Genomic DNA, 16,706 nt, shown 5'->3' with positions numbered 1-16,706 from the left:
ACCTGTTCTTATATTTACCACCTCAACATACAACAATGGCTCAAACCAGGCAACCTACCAATACCAGCGCGCTGAGTATACTGGTAATTGTTTTCTTTTTTTGGGGTTTTATTGCTGCCGGGAATGGCATTTTCATTCCCTTTTGCAAGCACTATTTTCATCTCGACCAGTTTCAGAGCCAGCTTATTGACTTCGCTTTTTATGGCGCCTACTATATAGGAGCATTGGGTTTGTTTGTAGCATCGGCGGTAAAAAATAAAGACATCATGAATCACTGGGGCATGAAAACCGGCATCATCTATGGCCTGCTTACCAGTGTGGTTGGCGCTGTGATGATGTTGCTCTCTTTTAATTTCGGCGGATTTTCAGGAGTGCTGATATCTCTTTTCATTATTGGCCTCGGATTTTCACTGCAACAAACTTCCGCCAACCCCTTTGCCATTGCTTTAGGCGACCCCACTACAGGTGCCCATCGCCTGAACCTCGCCGGCGGCGTTAATTCATTTGGCACTACCATTGGCCCTATTGCTGTGGCACTTGCTTTATTCGGACATGCAGCCGTAAGCGCAACAGATATTGAAAACGCGTCTATCAGTTCCATGAACTGGCTGTATGTAGCGGTAGGCGCCCTGTTCCTGCTTTCGGCCCTGCTGTTCGCTACCAGTAAAAAACTTCCCAACGTAAAAGAAGAAGACAGCTTTGAACATGCGCCTAAAGCCATGTGGCTGTTAATTGTTATTACCCTGGTGATGGTGGTAATATTCGGAATTATTTTTGCCAGCTACCGCGGGTTGGCTGTGAATGAAAAACTACCTCCCGAAGTAAGCATTCGTAATATGTGGCTGTTAGTAGCCGGATTAATTTTTATGGTAGCCAGCTTTTTTACAGCTAACGCCAAGGCACAAAAAAAACCTTCAGGCTGGGGCGCTATGAAATACCCCCAGTTGGTATTGGGCATGCTGGCCATATTTTTATATGTAGGCGTTGAAGTAACCATTCAAAGTAATTTGGGCGAATTGTTAAGACATCCTGAGTTTGGAGGATACCATGAAGAACAACTTGCCCCCTTTATATCGCTATATTGGGGCAGCCTGATGATTGGCAGGTGGACGGGAGCCATTACGGTATTTAATCCAACCCGTTCAACCCGAACCATATTGTGGATTGTTGTTCCTTATGTAGCCTTTGGGGTTATTATTGCGGCAAACCTTATTGCCGGCAACGACTTTACTCCCCTGTATGCCTATGCCGGTATTATCGTATTTCAGATTGGAGGGTTTTTCCTGGGTAAGGAAAAGCCTACTGAAACGCTTATGATATTTGGAGGATTGGGCATAATTGCTATGCTAACCGGATTATTAACTACCGGTAAGCCGGCAACTTATGCTTTTTTAAGCGGTGGATTATTTTGTTCTATCATGTGGCCCAGCATTTTTGCTTTGGCTACTGCCGGACTGGGTAAATACACGGCACAGGGTTCTGCTTTTTTAATTATGATGATACTGGGGGGTGCTATTATTCCGCCATTGCAGGGAAAACTCGCCGATATTCCGGCAGTTGGTATTCACCAGTCTTACTGGGTAGCCGTTTTGTGTTTTGTTTATCTTACGTTTTACGCTTTCCGTGTAAAATCCGTTTTAAAATCGCAGGGAATTGATTACAGTACTTTAGATGGAGGTGGCGGACATTAACTTTATTATATATCCGCATTACAATAAGCATATAATTATTTATTACGCATGAAACAGGAATATGCAATAGGCATTGATATTGGGGGAACGAACACCGTTTTTGGCATTGTTGATCACAGGGGCGATACCTTATACCGTGGCGCCATTTCGAGCAGGAAACATACGCAGATAGAAGACTATATTGAGGAGCTGCACGAAGCCCTCCAGCCTGCTATTGAGCAGGTAGGCGGTATAGAAAACATTAAAGGTATAGGCATTGGCGCCCCTAATGGAAATTTTTACAGCGGCACCATAGAATATGCCCCTAACCTTATATGGAAAGGTATTATTCCACTTGTTGGCATGATGACCAAAATTTTTGGTGTACCGGCAGCTTTAACAAATGATGCTAATGCCGCGGCTGTAGGTGAAATGATGTATGGCGCCGCCAAGGGAATGAAAGATTTCATTATGATTACATTAGGTACGGGAGTAGGCAGCGGTATTGTTGCCAACGGCCATCTGATATACGGGCATGATGGCTTTGCCGGAGAATTAGGACATACCATGATCATACCCAACGGGCGGCTGCACCCCGGCACCGGCATGCACGGATCGTTAGAAAGCTATGCATCGGCAACAGGCGTGGCTAATACGGCAAGGGAGTTTCTTGAACAAAGACGCGGGCAGGACAGTTTGCTCAGAAACTATCCTGCCGATGAAATTGATTCAAGAATAGTATACGACTGTGCCATACAGGGCGATCCTATAGCCAAAGAGGTGTATGAATATACCGGGATGATACTTGGAATGGCGCTTGCCAACTTCGTTATGTTTTCTTCGCCCGAAGCCGTTATATTATTTGGCGGAATGACCAAGGCCGGCGATTTGATCCTTAAACCCACCAAAGAGCATATGGAAAAAAACCTGCTTCCTATCTTTCAAAATAAAGTAAAACTTATTTTCAGTGAACTTAAAGAAGCCGATGCCGCTATACTGGGCGCCAGTGCATTGGTATGGGATATGAAATGATAAGGCAAAAGCGGAAAGCATAACAGCTTTTGATTTTATCCTTTTACATTATATTTTTTTTAGCGGATTGGCAACAGCCTCTTCAAACTCCCGGTAAATATTTTTTACAATACTGGCGGCAGGAAGTATATCCCTGATGAGTGCGCTTACCTGCCCTATCTCCAGCTCACCTTCCTGCAGATCACCTTCAAACATGCCTCTCCGGGCCCTTCCTTTTCCCAGCAATTCCTTTAATGTATCACGCGCCGCTCCCCCATTTTCCGCTTCCTGAACCTGCTCAAAAAAACTATTCTTCAGCAGCCTTACCGGCGCCAGTTTTTTCATTAGCAGCATGGTGTCGCCCTCTGTGGCATGCACAACAGCATTTTTAAAATGAATGTGTGAAGAGGCTTCTTCACTGGCTACAAAACGGCTGCCCATCTGCACGCCTTCCGCGCCCAGTACCATTGCTGCCAGCATTTGCCGGCCGGTTGCCATACCTCCCGCCGCTATAACCGGTATAGTTACCGCATTACAAACCGCGGGTATTAATACCATACTGGCAGTTTCTTCTCTTCCATTATGTCCGCCGGCTTCAAAACCCTCGGCAACCACCGCATCGCAGCCTGCCGCTTCCGCTTTTTGGGCAAATTTGCTGCTGCTTACTACATGAACCACTATAATACCGTTGTCTTTTAATACACCCGTCCACGCTGCCGGGTTACCCGCAGAAGTAAACACCACCGGCACTTTTTCTTCTGTTACAATCTGTATATGTTTCTCAATATCAGGATAAAGCAAAGGAATGTTTACGCCAAATGTGTGGGCGGTAGCTGCTTTGCATTTCTGAATATGTTCTCTCAGCATATCCGGGCGCATGCTGCCACTGCCTATTAAACCCAGCGCTCCCGCGTTGCTTACAGCCGAGGCCAGCCTCCACCCGCTTGCCCACACCATACCTGCCTGAATAATGGGATAGTTAATATTAAAAAGACGGGTGATGCGGTTGGAAAGGGGAGGCATGGAAGATGGAGTTAATTTGAAAATGTGAAAATGAAAAAAGGGATATGGGTATAAGGTATCAGGCGTTAGCTGTCACAGTAATTGTAAACGATAAAAAAGGATACTTTTTCTTTATTGCTCATAGCTGATCGGCAGCCAGTCCCTGGCGATTTGCATTTCCTTCGGATTGTGTGATCTGTTGGGTTCTTGTTTTTTGTGATTTGGTTGTTCCTCATTTATCCCAGATCAATTTGTGTATTATCGCCAATGTTCAGGGTACGGATTTCTCCTTTTATTTCGGTATCACTTCCTACCAGTGAATTATGCAGTACCACGCCGTGCAAATTAGCGAAATCGCCGATAATAGAATCTTTAACAACAGAGTAGCCAATTTTTGCCTGCTCGCCAATTGCCACATTGGGACCTATAATGGCATTACGAATTTCACAACCGTTGCCAATACTAACAGGCGGCACTATAATAACATTCTCAAAAATATGGTTGGCCGATATTTTTCCGCCTAATTTCTTCATTAACGTGGCATTGCTTTCCAGCAGGGTGTCTATCTTTCCGCAATCAAACCAGTTCTGCACCTTAAACGATTGGAATACCATCCCGCTTTTAATCATACATTCCAGCGCATCGGTAAGGCTGTATTCATTTCTGCTTTGTATGCCCTCCCGGATATTCGTTTCAAGGCAGGAAAAAAGGAAGCCGGTATCTTTTATTTTATAGATGCCTACCAGCGCCATATTGGATTTGGGTATTTGCGGCTTCTCCACTACTCTTGTAATAATGGCATTTTCATCAATTTCCGCTACCCCAAAATCGCGCGGATCATCTACTTTTTTTACGCCCAGCATAGCATTACTGTTTCGCAAAACCTCATTAATATCGTATTCGCAAATCGTATCTCCCAGTACAATAAACACTTCATCCTGCGCTACCACATCTTTTGTAAGATAAATGGCATGTCCCAAACCATGTCTTTCATTTTGCAGTATAAAATGACATACCAGGTGCGGATAATGCCGTTTTACATAATCCTGTATTTTATCTCCGAGATAACCAATAATAAAAACAAATTCTTTAATGCCCGCTTCAGCCAGTTGATCTACAATAATGCTCAGTAATGTTTTCCCTGCAAGCGGAATGAGGGCTTTGGGCTGGGTATAAGTATGCGGTCGCAGCCGGGTACCTGCCCCTGCTACGGGTATAATTGCTTTCATGTATACAAAACATTGATGCTTTGAAAACGTGAAAATAGTGAAATTCAAGATTGTTGCGCTATTTTTGCGCCATGCAAAAAGATACATTGATATTTGACCTCATTAACAAGGAACTGGAACGCCAGCGTAAAGGCATAGAATTAATTGCATCTGAAAATTTTACCTCCCTGCAGGTAATGCAGGCTATGGGTACAGTAGCCACTAATAAATATGCCGAAGGTTACCCAGGTAAACGCTTTTACGGCGGTTGTGAAGTGATAGACGAAATTGAAACTATAGCTATAAACCGGTTAAAGCAGATTTTTAATACCAGTTGGGCAAATGTGCAGCCCCATAGTGGCGCGCAGGCCAATACCGCGGTATTTTTAGCCTGCTTAAAGCCGGGCGATAAAATCCTGGGATTGAACCTGAGCATGGGCGGCCATCTTACCCACGGCAGCCCCGCCAATTTCAGCGGCAAAAACTACCAGGCATTGTTTTATGGCGTAAAAAAAGATACGGGCATTGTAGATTACGACCAATTAGAAGCTACTGCCCTGGCTGAAAAACCTAAAATGATCATTTGTGGCGCTTCGGCGTACAGCCGCGACTGGGATTATAAGCGTATTCGTGAAGTGGCTGATAAAATTGGCGCCCTGGTGCTGGCAGATATCGCCCACCCGGCGGGTATGATAGCCAAGGGATTATTAAATGATCCTTTTGAACACTGCCATATAGTAAGCTCAACCACCCATAAAACACTGCGCGGGCCTAGAGGGGGCATTATTATGCTGCGCCACGATTTCGATAATCCTTTTGGTGTAAAAGATCCCAAAGGCAATATACGCCCTATGAGCGCACTGCTTGACCTGGCCGTTTTTCCGGGCACACAGGGCGGGCCATTAGAGCATATTATAGCGGCCAAAGCGGTTTCTTTTGGCGAAATTTTGACGGATGAGTATACAACCTATGCCAAACAGGTAATAAGCAATGCCCAGGCTATGTCGAAGGCCCTTGTAAAACGGGGATATAACCTCATTAGCAACGGCACCGATAACCATTTGATGCTGATTGATTTAAGAAACAAGCACTTAACAGGAAAAAAAGCTCAGGAAACATTAGATAAAGCGCATATTACCCTGAATAAAAATGCCGTGCCTTTTGATGATAAAAGCCCGTTTGTTACTTCAGGTATACGGGTAGGCGTACCCGCAGTTACCACCCGAGGATTAAAAGAGGAACATATGGAACCCATTGTGGAAATGATTGATACCGTGCTTAAGGATACCGAAAATGAGCAGCAGATAAAGGAGGTGCAGCAGCAGGTTCACCGGTTTATGCAGCAGTTTCCGCTATATCCCGAACTAGGGTAAATGCCCTGTTATTCTTTAATTAATACTAACCCGTATGTTACAACGTATGCAAACCATCTGGCTGTTACTGGCTGCGGTTTTTTCCTTTCTTACACTCCGCTTCCCGGTTTACAATGGTAATAAACTGGTAAATGGTATAAGTGAATACAATATGCTTAGCGCTACCAGCAGTTTGTTTTTGATTATCCTCTCTGTTGCTGCAGGTTTGATAGCGCTGATTGCGTTGTTTTTATATAAGAACAGGGGGATGCAGCAAAAGCTATGTTTTGCAGGTTTGCTGCTTTTTATTATTTCCGGCGCACTTTATTATATGCAGATCAAATCTTTTGCGGAAGGCGCATTTAGCCTGTGGACCGTTTTTTATTTTTTAATACCGGTATGTTTTATACTGGCTATAAGAGGCATATACCGCGATCAGAAATTAATAAAAAGCATTGACCGGCTACGCTGATGCACGGCATGTTTTAATTCCCTTTCAGCTTTGTGCTTTCCTGGTAAGTAAGCTCCCGGTACCCGCTAACAGGAATACTGAACTTTTGAACAGGAACGGGGTCAAAAGTAATTTTAGACGCGGTGTATTTTACTTTCAGGTTACCCACAGAAGATTCATATTCGAGCGGAAGACCAGGTAAGTTTTTAAACTGGTAATCGTAATCTTTATTTTCTGTTACCAGTTCCTTTGTATAAAAAACGGTAAAGCTGGTTCCGTCCTTCAATTTGGCTATCGCCTTCTGACAGGCATACCCCGCAATGTTTTTAGTTTCATTTTGAGTAGTAAAGGTTATACCAGCGTATTTCTTATTCAGATCGCCCCAGTCTTCCTTAGCCATATGAATAAGTAATTTTTGATTACCATATTCTTTAAGTACTACCCCGGTATTACTTTTAGCGTCCTGCAGGGTAATGGTAGCGCCAAGCGGGCTGATCATTTCTATACGGCTTTGGCTTCCTTTTAAATAGAGGGTTGTAGTAACCCCGTCAAACATATCGGCCAATTGAGGTTCTTTACTACCGGTTTGAACTGTTATATCGTATACAATGGTTCCTTCTGAAAGGATTTTTTGAGCCTGTATTATATTGCTGCTTATCAAAGCCGTTGCTATAAAAAGCAAGTATCTGAACATATACTGTTTATTAAGGGTTATACGGGTAAAGATAGGAAAATGCAGCGCAAGGTTGTATTGCCCCCGTTAAAAAGCAGATAGGTTAAAAAAGGAGGTTATATAATAAGCGAAACGGCGTTATTCAAATTACCTTCCCTTACCGCCACCCTGGGGCTTATTTTTTGCCTGCTGTAATTTTTTTTGTGTTTCCTGCACTTGTTCAAGCCGCTCCTGCCACTTGCTCTTTACTTTAGGTTTTTTCTTGTTGAGTTCCAGCTTGGCTAATATCTTATCATGATCAATGATGAAGTTCTGGATCACGTACTGAAGAATGAGTGTAATGAGGTTGGATACTGTATAATACCAGGTAAGCGCAGATGGCAGCCCGTTAAAAATGCCCAACAGCATTACCGGAAAAAAATACGGCATATACTTCATCATGGGGTTATCCATGGTAGGCGTTTGTGCCATACTGTATATGGATATTAAAAGGCTGGTTACAGTAGCCAGAATCGTAAATAAACTGATATGACTGCCATAAAACGGAATATTGAAGCCGAATGTAATGATGGAATCATAAGAAGAGAGATCAGTGGCCCATAAAAAATGCTGCCCCCTGAGCTCAATAGTAGCATTAAAAAAACTATATAACGAAAAGAATATAGGAATCTGTAACAAAGCGGGTATACAGCCTCCCAAAGGATTTACCCCGGCACTCCTGTATACTTTCATTTGCTCCATAGCATAGGCCTGCTGGTCATCTTTCAGCTTGGCTTTTAAAATATCCAGTTCCGGGCGAAGCGCTTTCATTTTGGCGCCACTGAGGTAACTGGTATATACCAAAGGCGAGGTAAGTAAACGAATGAATATGGTAAGCAATGCAATCACCATTCCATAGCTTCCTACAAATCCTTTGAAGAAATCAAAAACCGGCATTACGAGCCATTTATTGATATACTTAACAAAGGCATAAATACCCTGCCCGAGGTTAATTACATCCTGGAGACCGATATTGTAGCTCTTCAGAATGTTATAATCATTGGGTCCGTAATAGATCTGCATGGGAACAACAGCCGTATTATTGCCGGCGGGAAGAATGAGTTTGAGGTTAGCGGAAGCTGCAGTTATTATTCCTGTAGAATCATGACTTTCGGAGCAATGAATGTTTCCTGAGCTAAAATTATTTTTCGCGATGAGCGTAGTGTTAAAAAATTTTTGTTTCACGCTGAGCCAGTGTACCGGGTTTTCAAATTGCTTTTCAGAAGAACGTCCCAGCGTAAAATAGTCATACTCATTTTTTGTCCAAAACCCTACCTGTGTTTCTCTTTTTTCAGTTATAATATCTTTTTCATGCTGCTTTACCTCGTTTTGCCACAATAAATTAATACTGTTTTGTGTAAGCAAACTGTTTACGCCATCTATTTCAATGTTCCAGTCAACCATGTATTGATCCTTATGCAGCGTAAACCTGTGAATAAGCCCCTGGCCTGAAGAATCTTTTAACTGGTAGGTTATGGTTTGACTGCCATCTGCATTTTGAACTACTTCTCCACCGCTAAAAAACAAATCACTGATCTGTATAGAACGATTGGCGGCCGTGTTTACCGGGTAACTGAGTTTATCGAACCCTTCCTGCACTAATTTAACAGCCTGGCTATCTATAGATTTGTAATGCTTTAATTGTACCAGTTTAGGCTGTGCTCCTTTATTGGTAAAGGTAATTTTCAATACATCGTTTTCGAGTACCGTTTCATTTTCGCCGCCGTTTACAGCCGTTACAAACTGGCCTGCCGCGGCCACTCTGCTTTGGGTTGCCAGGTGAACCGAATCAGCGCGGGCCGCGTTAGTGTCTGCTTTGGGTTGAAGCATTGCCAGTGAATCCTGTATATGCTTTTTCTGCTTTTCTACATCAAGTTGTCCCTGGCGGGTAAAATAAAAAAAACCAAGAAACATCACTGCCAGCAATACAAAACCAAGAATCGCATTTTTGTCAAACTGCATATTACCTTAAAATTTGAGTGGGCAAAGGTAACATCTTTGAATAAACTTTAAGGATGTAAACCAAATTGTTTCGGTAAGCGGCAAAATCAAGCCGGTTAAATCATTTCGCTCTGTAAGGAGGGCTTTTTGCTGTTATTTTTTTCTTCGGCGAAACCTTTCGCGGCATTAATAAAACTTACGAATAAAGGATGGGGAGTTTCCACCGTACTTTTTAATTCGGGGTGATACTGTACGCCTATAAAATAAGGATGATTGGGCAGTTCAATGATTTCTACCAAACCGCTTTCCGTATTCCTGCCGCTGGCTATCATACCATTTTCTTCAAAGGCAGGTAAATAGGCATTGTTAAATTCCCAGCGATGGCGGTGCCTTTCGCTAATGGTAGCAGTACCATATATTTCCCGCGCCCTGCTGCCTTCTTTTAAATCGCAGGGGTAAGCACCCAGGCGCATGGTGCCTCCTTTAGCGGTAACTTTCTTTTGTTCTTCCATTAAATCAATTACCGCATTGGTTGTATCGGAGTTCATTTCAGTAGAGTGCGCATCTTTAAGATGTAAAACATTCCTGGCAAATTCAATAACCGACATTTGCATGCCAAGGCAGATGCCTAAAAAGGGTAACCCATTTTCCCTCGCGTATTTAACAGCCAGTATCTTCCCTTCTATGCCACGCAAACCAAAACCCGGGGCAACAAGTAATCCATCCAGATTATTGAGCTTTTCATCAACATTTTCCTCGCTGATGAATTCGCTGTGTATATTAACCACATTTACACTGCACTCATTTACCGCACCCGCATGTACAAAAGCTTCCAATATGGACTTGTACGCGTCCTGCAACTCTATATATTTACCTATTAAGCCAATATTTACTTTGCTTTTGGGATATTTGAGCTTATCCAGGAACTCTTTCCATTTGCCTAACTCCGGCTCATTATAATTCTGAATAGCCATTTTTTTCAGGCATATCTGGTCAAGCTTTTCCCGCATCATAGTTAAAGGCACTTCATAAATAGTAGACGCATCGGCCGATTCAATTACCGCATCCACCTTTACATTACAGAATAAAGCAATTTTCTTCCGTATTTCCGGGGTTAGCGGTCTTTCGGTACGGCATACAATAATATCGGGATTAACACCTTCCTGGCTCAGGAGCCTTACGCTGTGCTGTGTTGGTTTTGTTTTTAATTCCTTCGCCGCTTTTAAATAAGGTACAAGGGTAAGGTGTACCACCAGGCAATCCTCATCTGGCAATTCCCATTGTAACTGGCGAACCGCCTCAATAAAAGGCAGGCTCTCAATATCTCCCACAGTTCCGCCTAATTCTGTTATTACAATATCAAAACCACCTTTTCCGAGTAGCAGCATTCTTCGTTTTATTTCATCTGTAATATGCGGAATTACCTGAACGGTTTTACCGAGGTAAGCGCCTTCTCTTTCTTTATTAATTACGGTTTGGTATATACGGCCTGTGGTTACATTATTAGCCTGGGAAGTAAAAATATTCAGGAACCGCTCATAATGCCCCAAATCCAGGTCTGTTTCGGCCCCATCTTCGGTAACATAACATTCGCCATGTTCATAAGGATTTAAAGTACCGGGGTCAACATTGATATAGGGGTCAAATTTCTGTATGGTTACTTTTAAGCCACGTGCCTGCAGCAGTTTTGCTAAAGAAGCGGAAATGATACCCTTACCCAAAGAAGAAGTTACGCCACCGGTAACAAAAATGTACTTGGCCATGTCTTAAATAAATTAATAATGTATATACCTTATTTTAGAATATGATTGCTCTTAATGAATAGCCAGTCTATAGCGACCTGCAAAAATGGAAGAAATATGTTCGGAGGTCATGCAAAGTTACAGTTTTTTATTACCACATAAGAAGCTACAGCCCCCCGAATGTGGAAAAATTAATATTCCGGTGCATAATTCATAAAAAAACCTGCCGGTTAAGCAGGTTCAAAATATATTGCAAAAGTTAAAAGCAGGTTATATATCAGGCTAATTTTTCCACCTGCATGTAATTCAATTCCACGGGTGTAGCCCTGCCGAATATTTTTACATTTACTTTTAATTTTTTCTTTTCATCATTTACTTCTTCAATTACACCATTAAAATCGTTGAAAGGACCATCAATAATCTTTATGGTTTCGCCTATGATAAAGGGTTCGCTCATGGTTACCCCGCCATCGCTCATTTCATCTACCTTACCCAGCATTTTATTAACTTCCACTTTGCGCAGGGCAATGGGATTTTCTTTTCCCAGGAAATGAATAACGCTATTGGTATTTTTAATGGTGGAAATGATATCGTCACTGAGTTTACCGGGTTCTACCTCAATCATTACATAACCCGGGTAAAAGTTTCTTTCCCGCATTACTTTTTTTCCGTTCTGCACCTTATATACCTTTTCCACGGGAAGAAAAACCTGCTTTACCACTTTCCCCCAATCGCTGCGTGCAATTTCCTTATCAAGGTATTCTTTTACCTTTCTTTCCTTACCACTCACTACGCGCAGTACGTACCATTTGGTTTCCTGTTCATTAATTACTTCTTCCATTATTATTTAAATAAGGAGTAAACAAATTTTAATATCGAATTGCTGAAAAAGTCCATTACCCACACCAGTGCCGTTATAATTACAGTAGCAACCAAAACAATAGTAGTGGACTGTTGTAACTGCAGCCAGGTGGGCCAGGTTACTTTTTCCATCAGCTCATGATATGAATCCTTAAAGTAAGCACTTATTTTATTCATAATTAACTTTTCAAGCACGGGCACAAGGATTCGAACCCTGATCAAAGGTTTTGGAGACCTCTATTCTACCATTGAACTATGCCCGTAAAGCATTTTAAGAACTTCTTATTTAGAAACAAAGTACCTGGATACTATCCAGATACTTTGCAAAAGTATACAAACCTTCCCGTTTTTTAGTAATTCCTAAAAAGGGGGGCTATTTTACGATTTCGGTTACCTGACCGGCGCCCACTGTACGTCCGCCTTCGCGAATAGCGAATTTAAGTCCTTTTTCCATGGCAATTGGCTGAATCAGTTTAACCGATAGCGATGTATTATCACCGGGCATAACCATTTCAGTTCCTGCCGGCAATTCTACTTCACCGGTAACATCGGTAGTACGGAAATAGAACTGGGGACGGTACTTATTAAAGAATGGGGTATGACGTCCGCCTTCTTCTTTGCTCAGTACATATACTTCTCCTTTAAATTCTGTATGAGGCGTAATGGAACCGGGTTTACAAATTACCATACCTCTGCGGATCTGGTTTTTTTCAATACCGCGGAGCAGTAAACCTGCATTATCACCGGCCTCACCTTCATCTAACAGTTTGCGGAACATTTCCACACCTGTTACCGTAGATGTTAAAGGCTTTTCCATTAAACCAACAATTTCAACACCTTCCTGTATTTTAACGCGGCCTCTTTCAATACGACCCGTAGCAACAGTACCACGGCCGGTAATAGAGAACACGTCTTCAACGCTCATCAGGAACGGTAAGTCAACCGGACGGGGAGGTAATGGAATATAAGAATCAACCGCATCCATTAATTCGTCAATAGCACCCACCCATTTGGCATCACCTGCCAAAGCGCCAGTAGCGGAGCCTTTAATGATGGGCGTATTATCGCCATCGAAACCGTTTTTAGTTAACAGTTCTCGGATTTCCATTTCTACCAGTTCCAGTAATTCGGGATCATCTACAAGATCAACCTTGTTCATAAACACCACCATGCGGGGTACACCCACCTGGCGGGCCAACAAAATATGCTCTCTTGTTTGAGGCATCGGACCATCAGTAGAAGCTACCACCAGGATAGCTCCATCCATTTGGGCGGCACCGGTAATCATATTTTTTACATAGTCAGCGTGACCAGGACAATCCACGTGCGCGTAGTGTCTGTTAGCTGTTTGATACTCAACGTGTGCAGTATTAATGGTGATACCCCTTTCTTTTTCTTCAGGAGCGCCATCAATGTCATCATACTTTCTTGCCGTTGCCATTCCTTTTTTTGAAAGGACTTCTGTGATGGCAGCAGTAAGCGTAGTTTTACCATGGTCAACGTGACCAATAGTTCCAACGTTAACGTGGGGTTTGTCCCTCTTGAAGGTCTCTTTTGACATCTGTTATCTGTTTTAAAGTTGCGGTTTAAAATTGTAGCTGCATCCCGCAAACATATATTACAGGCTGCAAACTGGTTTGCTTTATATTATTATAATAAACCCGTTTAAAAGGGCATTATACATTTAAAAAATCCAGAGCCGTTGATGAGAATTGAACTCACGACCTCTTCCTTACCAAGGAAGTGCTCTACCCCTGAGCTACAACGGCTTGTCGATAAGCTGACAGTTTCCGTTGTCAACTCCTGTCATACACTTCATGATCTTTTCAAGAACTTATTACTTTTTACTGAGCGGGAGACCGGGCTCGAACCGGCCACCTATAGCTTGGAAGGCTATCGCTCTACCAAATGAGCTACTCCCGCTTACAATTTGAAATTATTCCGTGGGCAGAGCAGGGTTCGAACCTGCGTACTCGTGAGAGAACAGATTTACAGTCTGTCGCCTTTAACCACTCGGCCATCTGCCCAAAATACGTATGCGCTGCTTAATATGAAACCGGGTGCAGTAATACATCCTGTTATTTGCGTTTCATATTCAGCATAAAAACCTGAGCCAGTGGAGGGATTCGAACCCCCGACCAGCTGATTACAAATCAGCTGCTCTGGCCAACTGAGCTACACTGGCATTTTGTTGAAATTCAATACAGTAAAGAACTTTACCCCCAACAGGCTTACCACCTCATTTTTTGGGAAGGCAAAGGTAATGGAAATCTTCAAATGCAAAAATTTATGAAGATAATTTTTTAAGAAGGAGAAGCCGGCAGATGAAAATAATGATAGGAAGTGCGGGAAACACGGGTTATTTAAAATAAAAAAGGCCTCGTAACGAGGCCTTTTTTATTTACGCAGCTTGCATTTGTTTATCTTTTTTTCGTTTGATCTGCTCAATAATGGAATCTAAAGCAGCGTCAAACGATTCTTCGAAAGACTTGGAGGACTCCTTGGAGAAAAAAGCGTAACGCGGCACCTTCACTTTAATTTCCGCAATCTTGTCTTTGATCTGGTGCGACACATTATCCAGTTTCAGGTACACATCAATGGTGGTAATCCTGTCGTGGAAATTGTTCAGTTTTTTGATCTTTTTGTTAACATGCTCAAGCAAATTTGATGCGGCATCAAAATGCACCGTTTGAATGTTTACATTCATGATAATCCAGTTTAATTTCTGTGAACAATTAAGAATAACTAAAGAAAGAACTTATGCTGTAACTGCAAAGCTGCAACAACCTCAAGTTAGGCCTTTATGTATAAGATTTCAAATAAAATTTTATTGTAAAAAATAGCACTTTTTTTATTTTAAACGCCTGAACGCATCAGGCTTTGGGGTGGGCTTTTTTATACACTTCTTTTAACTTTTCTATGGTATTATGGGTGTACACCTGGGTAGCAGCAAGACTGGAGTGACCGAGCAGTTCTTTAACCGCATTAAGGTCTGCCCCGTGATTGGTAAGGTGTGTAGCGAAAGTATGACGAAGAATATGCGGACTTTTCTTTTTAATGGTGGTTACAAGCGAAAGGTATTTTTTTACAACTAAGTAAACATATTTCGGATACAGTTTTTTGCCTTTGCCATTCACTAACAGGTAAACCATTTCCGGCGTTTTATATGCAACACGCTTCCCTTTTATATACGCGGCAATACTGGTGGCTATTTGCGCATCAAGCGGAAGTATTCTTTCCTTATTTCCCTTACCCAGCACTTTAACACGCTGTTGCTGAATATCTACCTGGCTTTCTTTAATATGAATGAGTTCACTCAGCCGCATACCGGTAGTATAAAGCAGTTCAAGAATCAGTCTTTCCGTACGACCTTCCCAGCCTTCTTTAAATGCAACATGGTTAAAAAGGTTTTCTGTATGTTTCTGCTCTACAAAAACCGGTAACCGCTTTGCTATTTTAGGCGATATAACGGTGGTCATTGGCGTAGTTTGGAGCAAACCGGTTCTTAAATGATATTTAAAAAAAGCCTTAAGCGTTGATATTTTCCGGTTTACGGTTTTACCGGTACGCTGGTTTTCCATCAGCGCAGCCAGCCAGGAGCGGATATGAACAGTGGATATATCCTGTAAAGGACTGAACGGGTATTCATTTTCCTCAAGAAAAGTAAAAAACTGTTCCAGGTCTTTCCTATAGGCAATAACCGTATGCTGCGAATACCTCTTTTCAAAACGGAGGTAGTCTGTGAAGGATTGTATCTGCGGGATGTGAAGTGGATCAAACATAAAAAGGTAGCTATAAAGTTACATACTCTACAGCTACCTGTTTAAAGTTATTTATAAAAAGACGACCTTACTTGGGTTCAATCTTTCCAATAGCGATATTCTGCTTGTAGACTGCTTTCAACACCTCTCCCCTGCGCCTGATAGAAGGCTTGGTGAAGGACTGGCGGCCTCTTAATTGCAGTAAGATTTTAGCTTTTTCAAACTTCTTCTTGTACTTTTTAAGCGCCTTGTCTATATTTTCGCAATCTTTGGAATCAATAATCAGCATAATGTAATATACCTCCTTTATCAGTTTTAAGGAGCGCGAAGATAATACAAGAAAACTAAAATCCAAAGCAAATTCAAAAATTCAGCAGGGTACATTAATTTGCGCTTATGTTTACAGGTATCATTGAATCGGTTGGCAGTGTTATTGCGGTACTGCATGAGGGCACCAATATGCAATTCTGGATTACATCGTCCCTGAGTGCCGGGCTTAAGCCCGACCAGAGTATTGCTCATAACGGCGTTTGCCTCACGGTTGAAGCCGTTAAGGATAATACTCACCAGGTTACCGCCGTGCAGGAAACCCTGCAAAAGACCCATATCGGCGAATGGAAGGCCGGCGACTATATCAATCTTGAACAATGCCTGACGCTGAACAGCCGCTTAGACGGGCATATTGTGCAGGGGCATGCAGATACAACCGCTACCTGCATAGCAAAAGAAGCGTTGAACGGAAGCTGGAAATACCATTTCCGTTTCCCCGAAAAATTTGCTCCCCTGATCATTGAAAAAGGCTCCGTTTGCGTAAATGGTATTAGTCTTACCGCTTTTGATGTAACTCAAAACAGCTTTGCCGTAGCCATCATACCTTATACTTATGAGCATACCAATATGCAGCAATTAAATAAAGGAGATACCGTAAACATTGAATTTGATATGATAGGGAAATATGTGGTGAGGGGGATGGAGCTGGGAAGGGGATAGAAGTA

The 16,706-nt window shown here is 42.3% G+C and carries 16 protein-coding genes and 5 tRNA genes; 5 read left to right on the top strand and 16 right to left on the bottom strand.

Going from position 1 to position 16,706, the window contains the following annotated elements; all coding sequences use genetic code 11:
* Positions 1-35: 35 nt before the first annotated feature.
* A complete protein-coding gene (locus VL121_RS12385; RefSeq protein WP_325405704.1) occupies positions 36-1,691 on the top strand; it encodes an MFS transporter in 1,656 nt (551 codons plus the stop codon).
* A 48-nt stretch (positions 1,692-1,739) separates the two neighbouring features.
* Positions 1,740-2,702: an ROK family protein gene (locus tag VL121_RS12380; RefSeq protein WP_325405702.1), complete on the top strand. Its 963-nt coding sequence runs from the start codon at positions 1,740-1,742 to the stop codon at positions 2,700-2,702.
* 48 nt (positions 2,703-2,750) lie between these two features.
* Here the strand turns inward: VL121_RS12380 and VL121_RS12375 are convergent, their stop codons facing one another.
* Together VL121_RS12375 and VL121_RS12370 are read right to left on the bottom strand one after the other, a co-directional pair.
* Complete coding sequence (locus tag VL121_RS12375; RefSeq protein WP_325405700.1) at positions 2,751-3,704, bottom strand: NAD(P)H-dependent flavin oxidoreductase; 954 nt, start codon at positions 3,702-3,704, stop codon at positions 2,751-2,753.
* A 215-nt stretch (positions 3,705-3,919) separates the two neighbouring features.
* A complete protein-coding gene (locus tag VL121_RS12370; protein WP_325405698.1) occupies positions 3,920-4,912 on the bottom strand; it encodes a sugar phosphate nucleotidyltransferase in 993 nt (330 codons plus the stop codon).
* Positions 4,913-4,983: 71 nt separating this feature from the next.
* On the opposite strand from VL121_RS12370, the gene VL121_RS12365 reads away from it, so the two are divergent.
* Both VL121_RS12365 and VL121_RS12360 read left to right on the top strand, forming a co-directional pair.
* Positions 4,984-6,264, top strand: a complete 1,281-nt coding sequence (locus VL121_RS12365; protein WP_325405696.1) for a serine hydroxymethyltransferase — start codon at positions 4,984-4,986, stop codon at positions 6,262-6,264.
* A 34-nt stretch (positions 6,265-6,298) separates the two neighbouring features.
* Complete coding sequence (locus VL121_RS12360; RefSeq protein ID WP_325405694.1) at positions 6,299-6,715, top strand: DUF4293 domain-containing protein; 417 nt, start codon at positions 6,299-6,301, stop codon at positions 6,713-6,715.
* A gap of 13 nt (positions 6,716-6,728) precedes the next feature.
* On the opposite strand, the gene VL121_RS12355 is transcribed toward VL121_RS12360, so the two are convergent.
* From VL121_RS12355 to rpsU, 14 genes are all read right to left on the bottom strand, one after another.
* Complete coding sequence (locus tag VL121_RS12355; RefSeq protein ID WP_325405692.1) at positions 6,729-7,388, bottom strand: hypothetical protein; 660 nt, start codon at positions 7,386-7,388, stop codon at positions 6,729-6,731.
* Between the two features lie 126 nt (positions 7,389-7,514).
* The gene (gene yidC, locus VL121_RS12350; protein WP_325405690.1) at positions 7,515-9,368 is read right to left on the bottom strand and encodes a membrane protein insertase YidC; all 1,854 of its coding nucleotides are present in this window, start codon (positions 9,366-9,368) and stop codon (positions 7,515-7,517) included.
* Positions 9,369-9,463: 95 nt separating this feature from the next.
* Complete coding sequence (locus VL121_RS12345) at positions 9,464-11,110, bottom strand: CTP synthase (RefSeq protein ID WP_325405688.1); 1,647 nt, start codon at positions 11,108-11,110, stop codon at positions 9,464-9,466.
* A gap of 256 nt (positions 11,111-11,366) precedes the next feature.
* A complete protein-coding gene (nusG, locus tag VL121_RS12340) occupies positions 11,367-11,930 on the bottom strand; it encodes a transcription termination/antitermination protein NusG (protein ID WP_325405686.1) in 564 nt (187 codons plus the stop codon).
* 2 nt (positions 11,931-11,932) lie between these two features.
* A complete protein-coding gene (gene secE, locus VL121_RS12335; RefSeq protein ID WP_324559799.1) occupies positions 11,933-12,127 on the bottom strand; it encodes a preprotein translocase subunit SecE in 195 nt (64 codons plus the stop codon).
* Between the two features lie 15 nt (positions 12,128-12,142).
* A tRNA-Trp gene (locus tag VL121_RS12330) sits at positions 12,143-12,213 on the bottom strand.
* A gap of 110 nt (positions 12,214-12,323) precedes the next feature.
* Positions 12,324-13,511: an elongation factor Tu gene (gene tuf / locus VL121_RS12325; RefSeq protein WP_325405684.1), complete on the bottom strand. Its 1,188-nt coding sequence runs from the start codon at positions 13,509-13,511 to the stop codon at positions 12,324-12,326.
* A gap of 136 nt (positions 13,512-13,647) precedes the next feature.
* Positions 13,648-13,719, bottom strand: a tRNA-Thr gene (locus tag VL121_RS12320).
* A gap of 81 nt (positions 13,720-13,800) precedes the next feature.
* Positions 13,801-13,873 (bottom strand) — tRNA-Gly (locus tag VL121_RS12315).
* Positions 13,874-13,894: 21 nt separating this feature from the next.
* Positions 13,895-13,977 (bottom strand) — tRNA-Tyr (locus VL121_RS12310).
* 84 nt (positions 13,978-14,061) lie between these two features.
* Positions 14,062-14,135, bottom strand: a tRNA-Thr gene (locus VL121_RS12305).
* 216 nt (positions 14,136-14,351) lie between these two features.
* Entirely contained in the window at positions 14,352-14,657 is a 306-nt protein-coding gene (hpf, locus tag VL121_RS12300; protein ID WP_152267445.1) for a ribosome hibernation-promoting factor, HPF/YfiA family, read from the bottom strand.
* A 166-nt stretch (positions 14,658-14,823) separates the two neighbouring features.
* Entirely contained in the window at positions 14,824-15,732 is a 909-nt protein-coding gene (locus tag VL121_RS12295) for a tyrosine-type recombinase/integrase (protein ID WP_325405681.1), read from the bottom strand.
* 67 nt (positions 15,733-15,799) lie between these two features.
* On the bottom strand, positions 15,800-16,000 hold the full coding sequence (gene rpsU, locus VL121_RS12290) for a 30S ribosomal protein S21 (RefSeq protein WP_324559215.1): 201 nt from the start codon (positions 15,998-16,000) through the stop codon (positions 15,800-15,802).
* A 107-nt stretch (positions 16,001-16,107) separates the two neighbouring features.
* Here rpsU and VL121_RS12285 point away from each other — a divergent pair, with 107 nt between their 5' ends.
* Entirely contained in the window at positions 16,108-16,701 is a 594-nt protein-coding gene (locus tag VL121_RS12285; RefSeq protein ID WP_325405679.1) for a riboflavin synthase, read from the top strand.
* Positions 16,702-16,706: the final 5 nt, after the last annotated feature.

It is taken from the genome of Agriterribacter sp. (genome assembly GCF_035497235.1).
Lineage (GTDB): Bacteria > Bacteroidota > Bacteroidia > Chitinophagales > Chitinophagaceae > Agriterribacter.
This window is presented reverse-complemented; position numbering and strand designations above follow the sequence as displayed.

Excerpts from the sequence above, each read along its gene's own strand:
- VL121_RS12385 (WP_325405704.1), top strand. The coding sequence starts at position 36 with ATGGCTCAAACCAGGCAACCTACCAATACCAGCGCGCTGAGTATACTG.
- VL121_RS12380 (WP_325405702.1), top strand. The coding sequence starts at position 1,740 with ATGAAACAGGAATATGCAATAGGCATTGATATTGGGGGAACGAACACC.
- VL121_RS12375 (WP_325405700.1), bottom strand. The coding sequence starts at position 3,704 with ATGCCTCCCCTTTCCAACCGCATCACCCGTCTTTTTAATATTAACTAT.
- VL121_RS12370 (WP_325405698.1), bottom strand. The coding sequence starts at position 4,912 with ATGAAAGCAATTATACCCGTAGCAGGGGCAGGTACCCGGCTGCGACCG.
- VL121_RS12365 (WP_325405696.1), top strand. The coding sequence starts at position 4,984 with ATGCAAAAAGATACATTGATATTTGACCTCATTAACAAGGAACTGGAA.
- VL121_RS12360 (WP_325405694.1), top strand. The coding sequence starts at position 6,299 with ATGTTACAACGTATGCAAACCATCTGGCTGTTACTGGCTGCGGTTTTT.
- VL121_RS12355 (WP_325405692.1), bottom strand. The coding sequence starts at position 7,388 with ATGTTCAGATACTTGCTTTTTATAGCAACGGCTTTGATAAGCAGCAAT.
- yidC (WP_325405690.1), bottom strand. The coding sequence starts at position 9,368 with ATGCAGTTTGACAAAAATGCGATTCTTGGTTTTGTATTGCTGGCAGTG.
- VL121_RS12345 (WP_325405688.1), bottom strand. The coding sequence starts at position 11,110 with ATGGCCAAGTACATTTTTGTTACCGGTGGCGTAACTTCTTCTTTGGGT.
- nusG (WP_325405686.1), bottom strand. The coding sequence starts at position 11,930 with ATGGAAGAAGTAATTAATGAACAGGAAACCAAATGGTACGTACTGCGC.
- secE (WP_324559799.1), bottom strand. The coding sequence starts at position 12,127 with ATGAATAAAATAAGTGCTTACTTTAAGGATTCATATCATGAGCTGATG.
- tuf (WP_325405684.1), bottom strand. The coding sequence starts at position 13,511 with ATGTCAAAAGAGACCTTCAAGAGGGACAAACCCCACGTTAACGTTGGA.
- hpf (WP_152267445.1), bottom strand. The coding sequence starts at position 14,657 with ATGAATGTAAACATTCAAACGGTGCATTTTGATGCCGCATCAAATTTG.
- VL121_RS12295 (WP_325405681.1), bottom strand. The coding sequence starts at position 15,732 with ATGTTTGATCCACTTCACATCCCGCAGATACAATCCTTCACAGACTAC.
- rpsU (WP_324559215.1), bottom strand. The coding sequence starts at position 16,000 with ATGCTGATTATTGATTCCAAAGATTGCGAAAATATAGACAAGGCGCTT.
- VL121_RS12285 (WP_325405679.1), top strand. The coding sequence starts at position 16,108 with ATGTTTACAGGTATCATTGAATCGGTTGGCAGTGTTATTGCGGTACTG.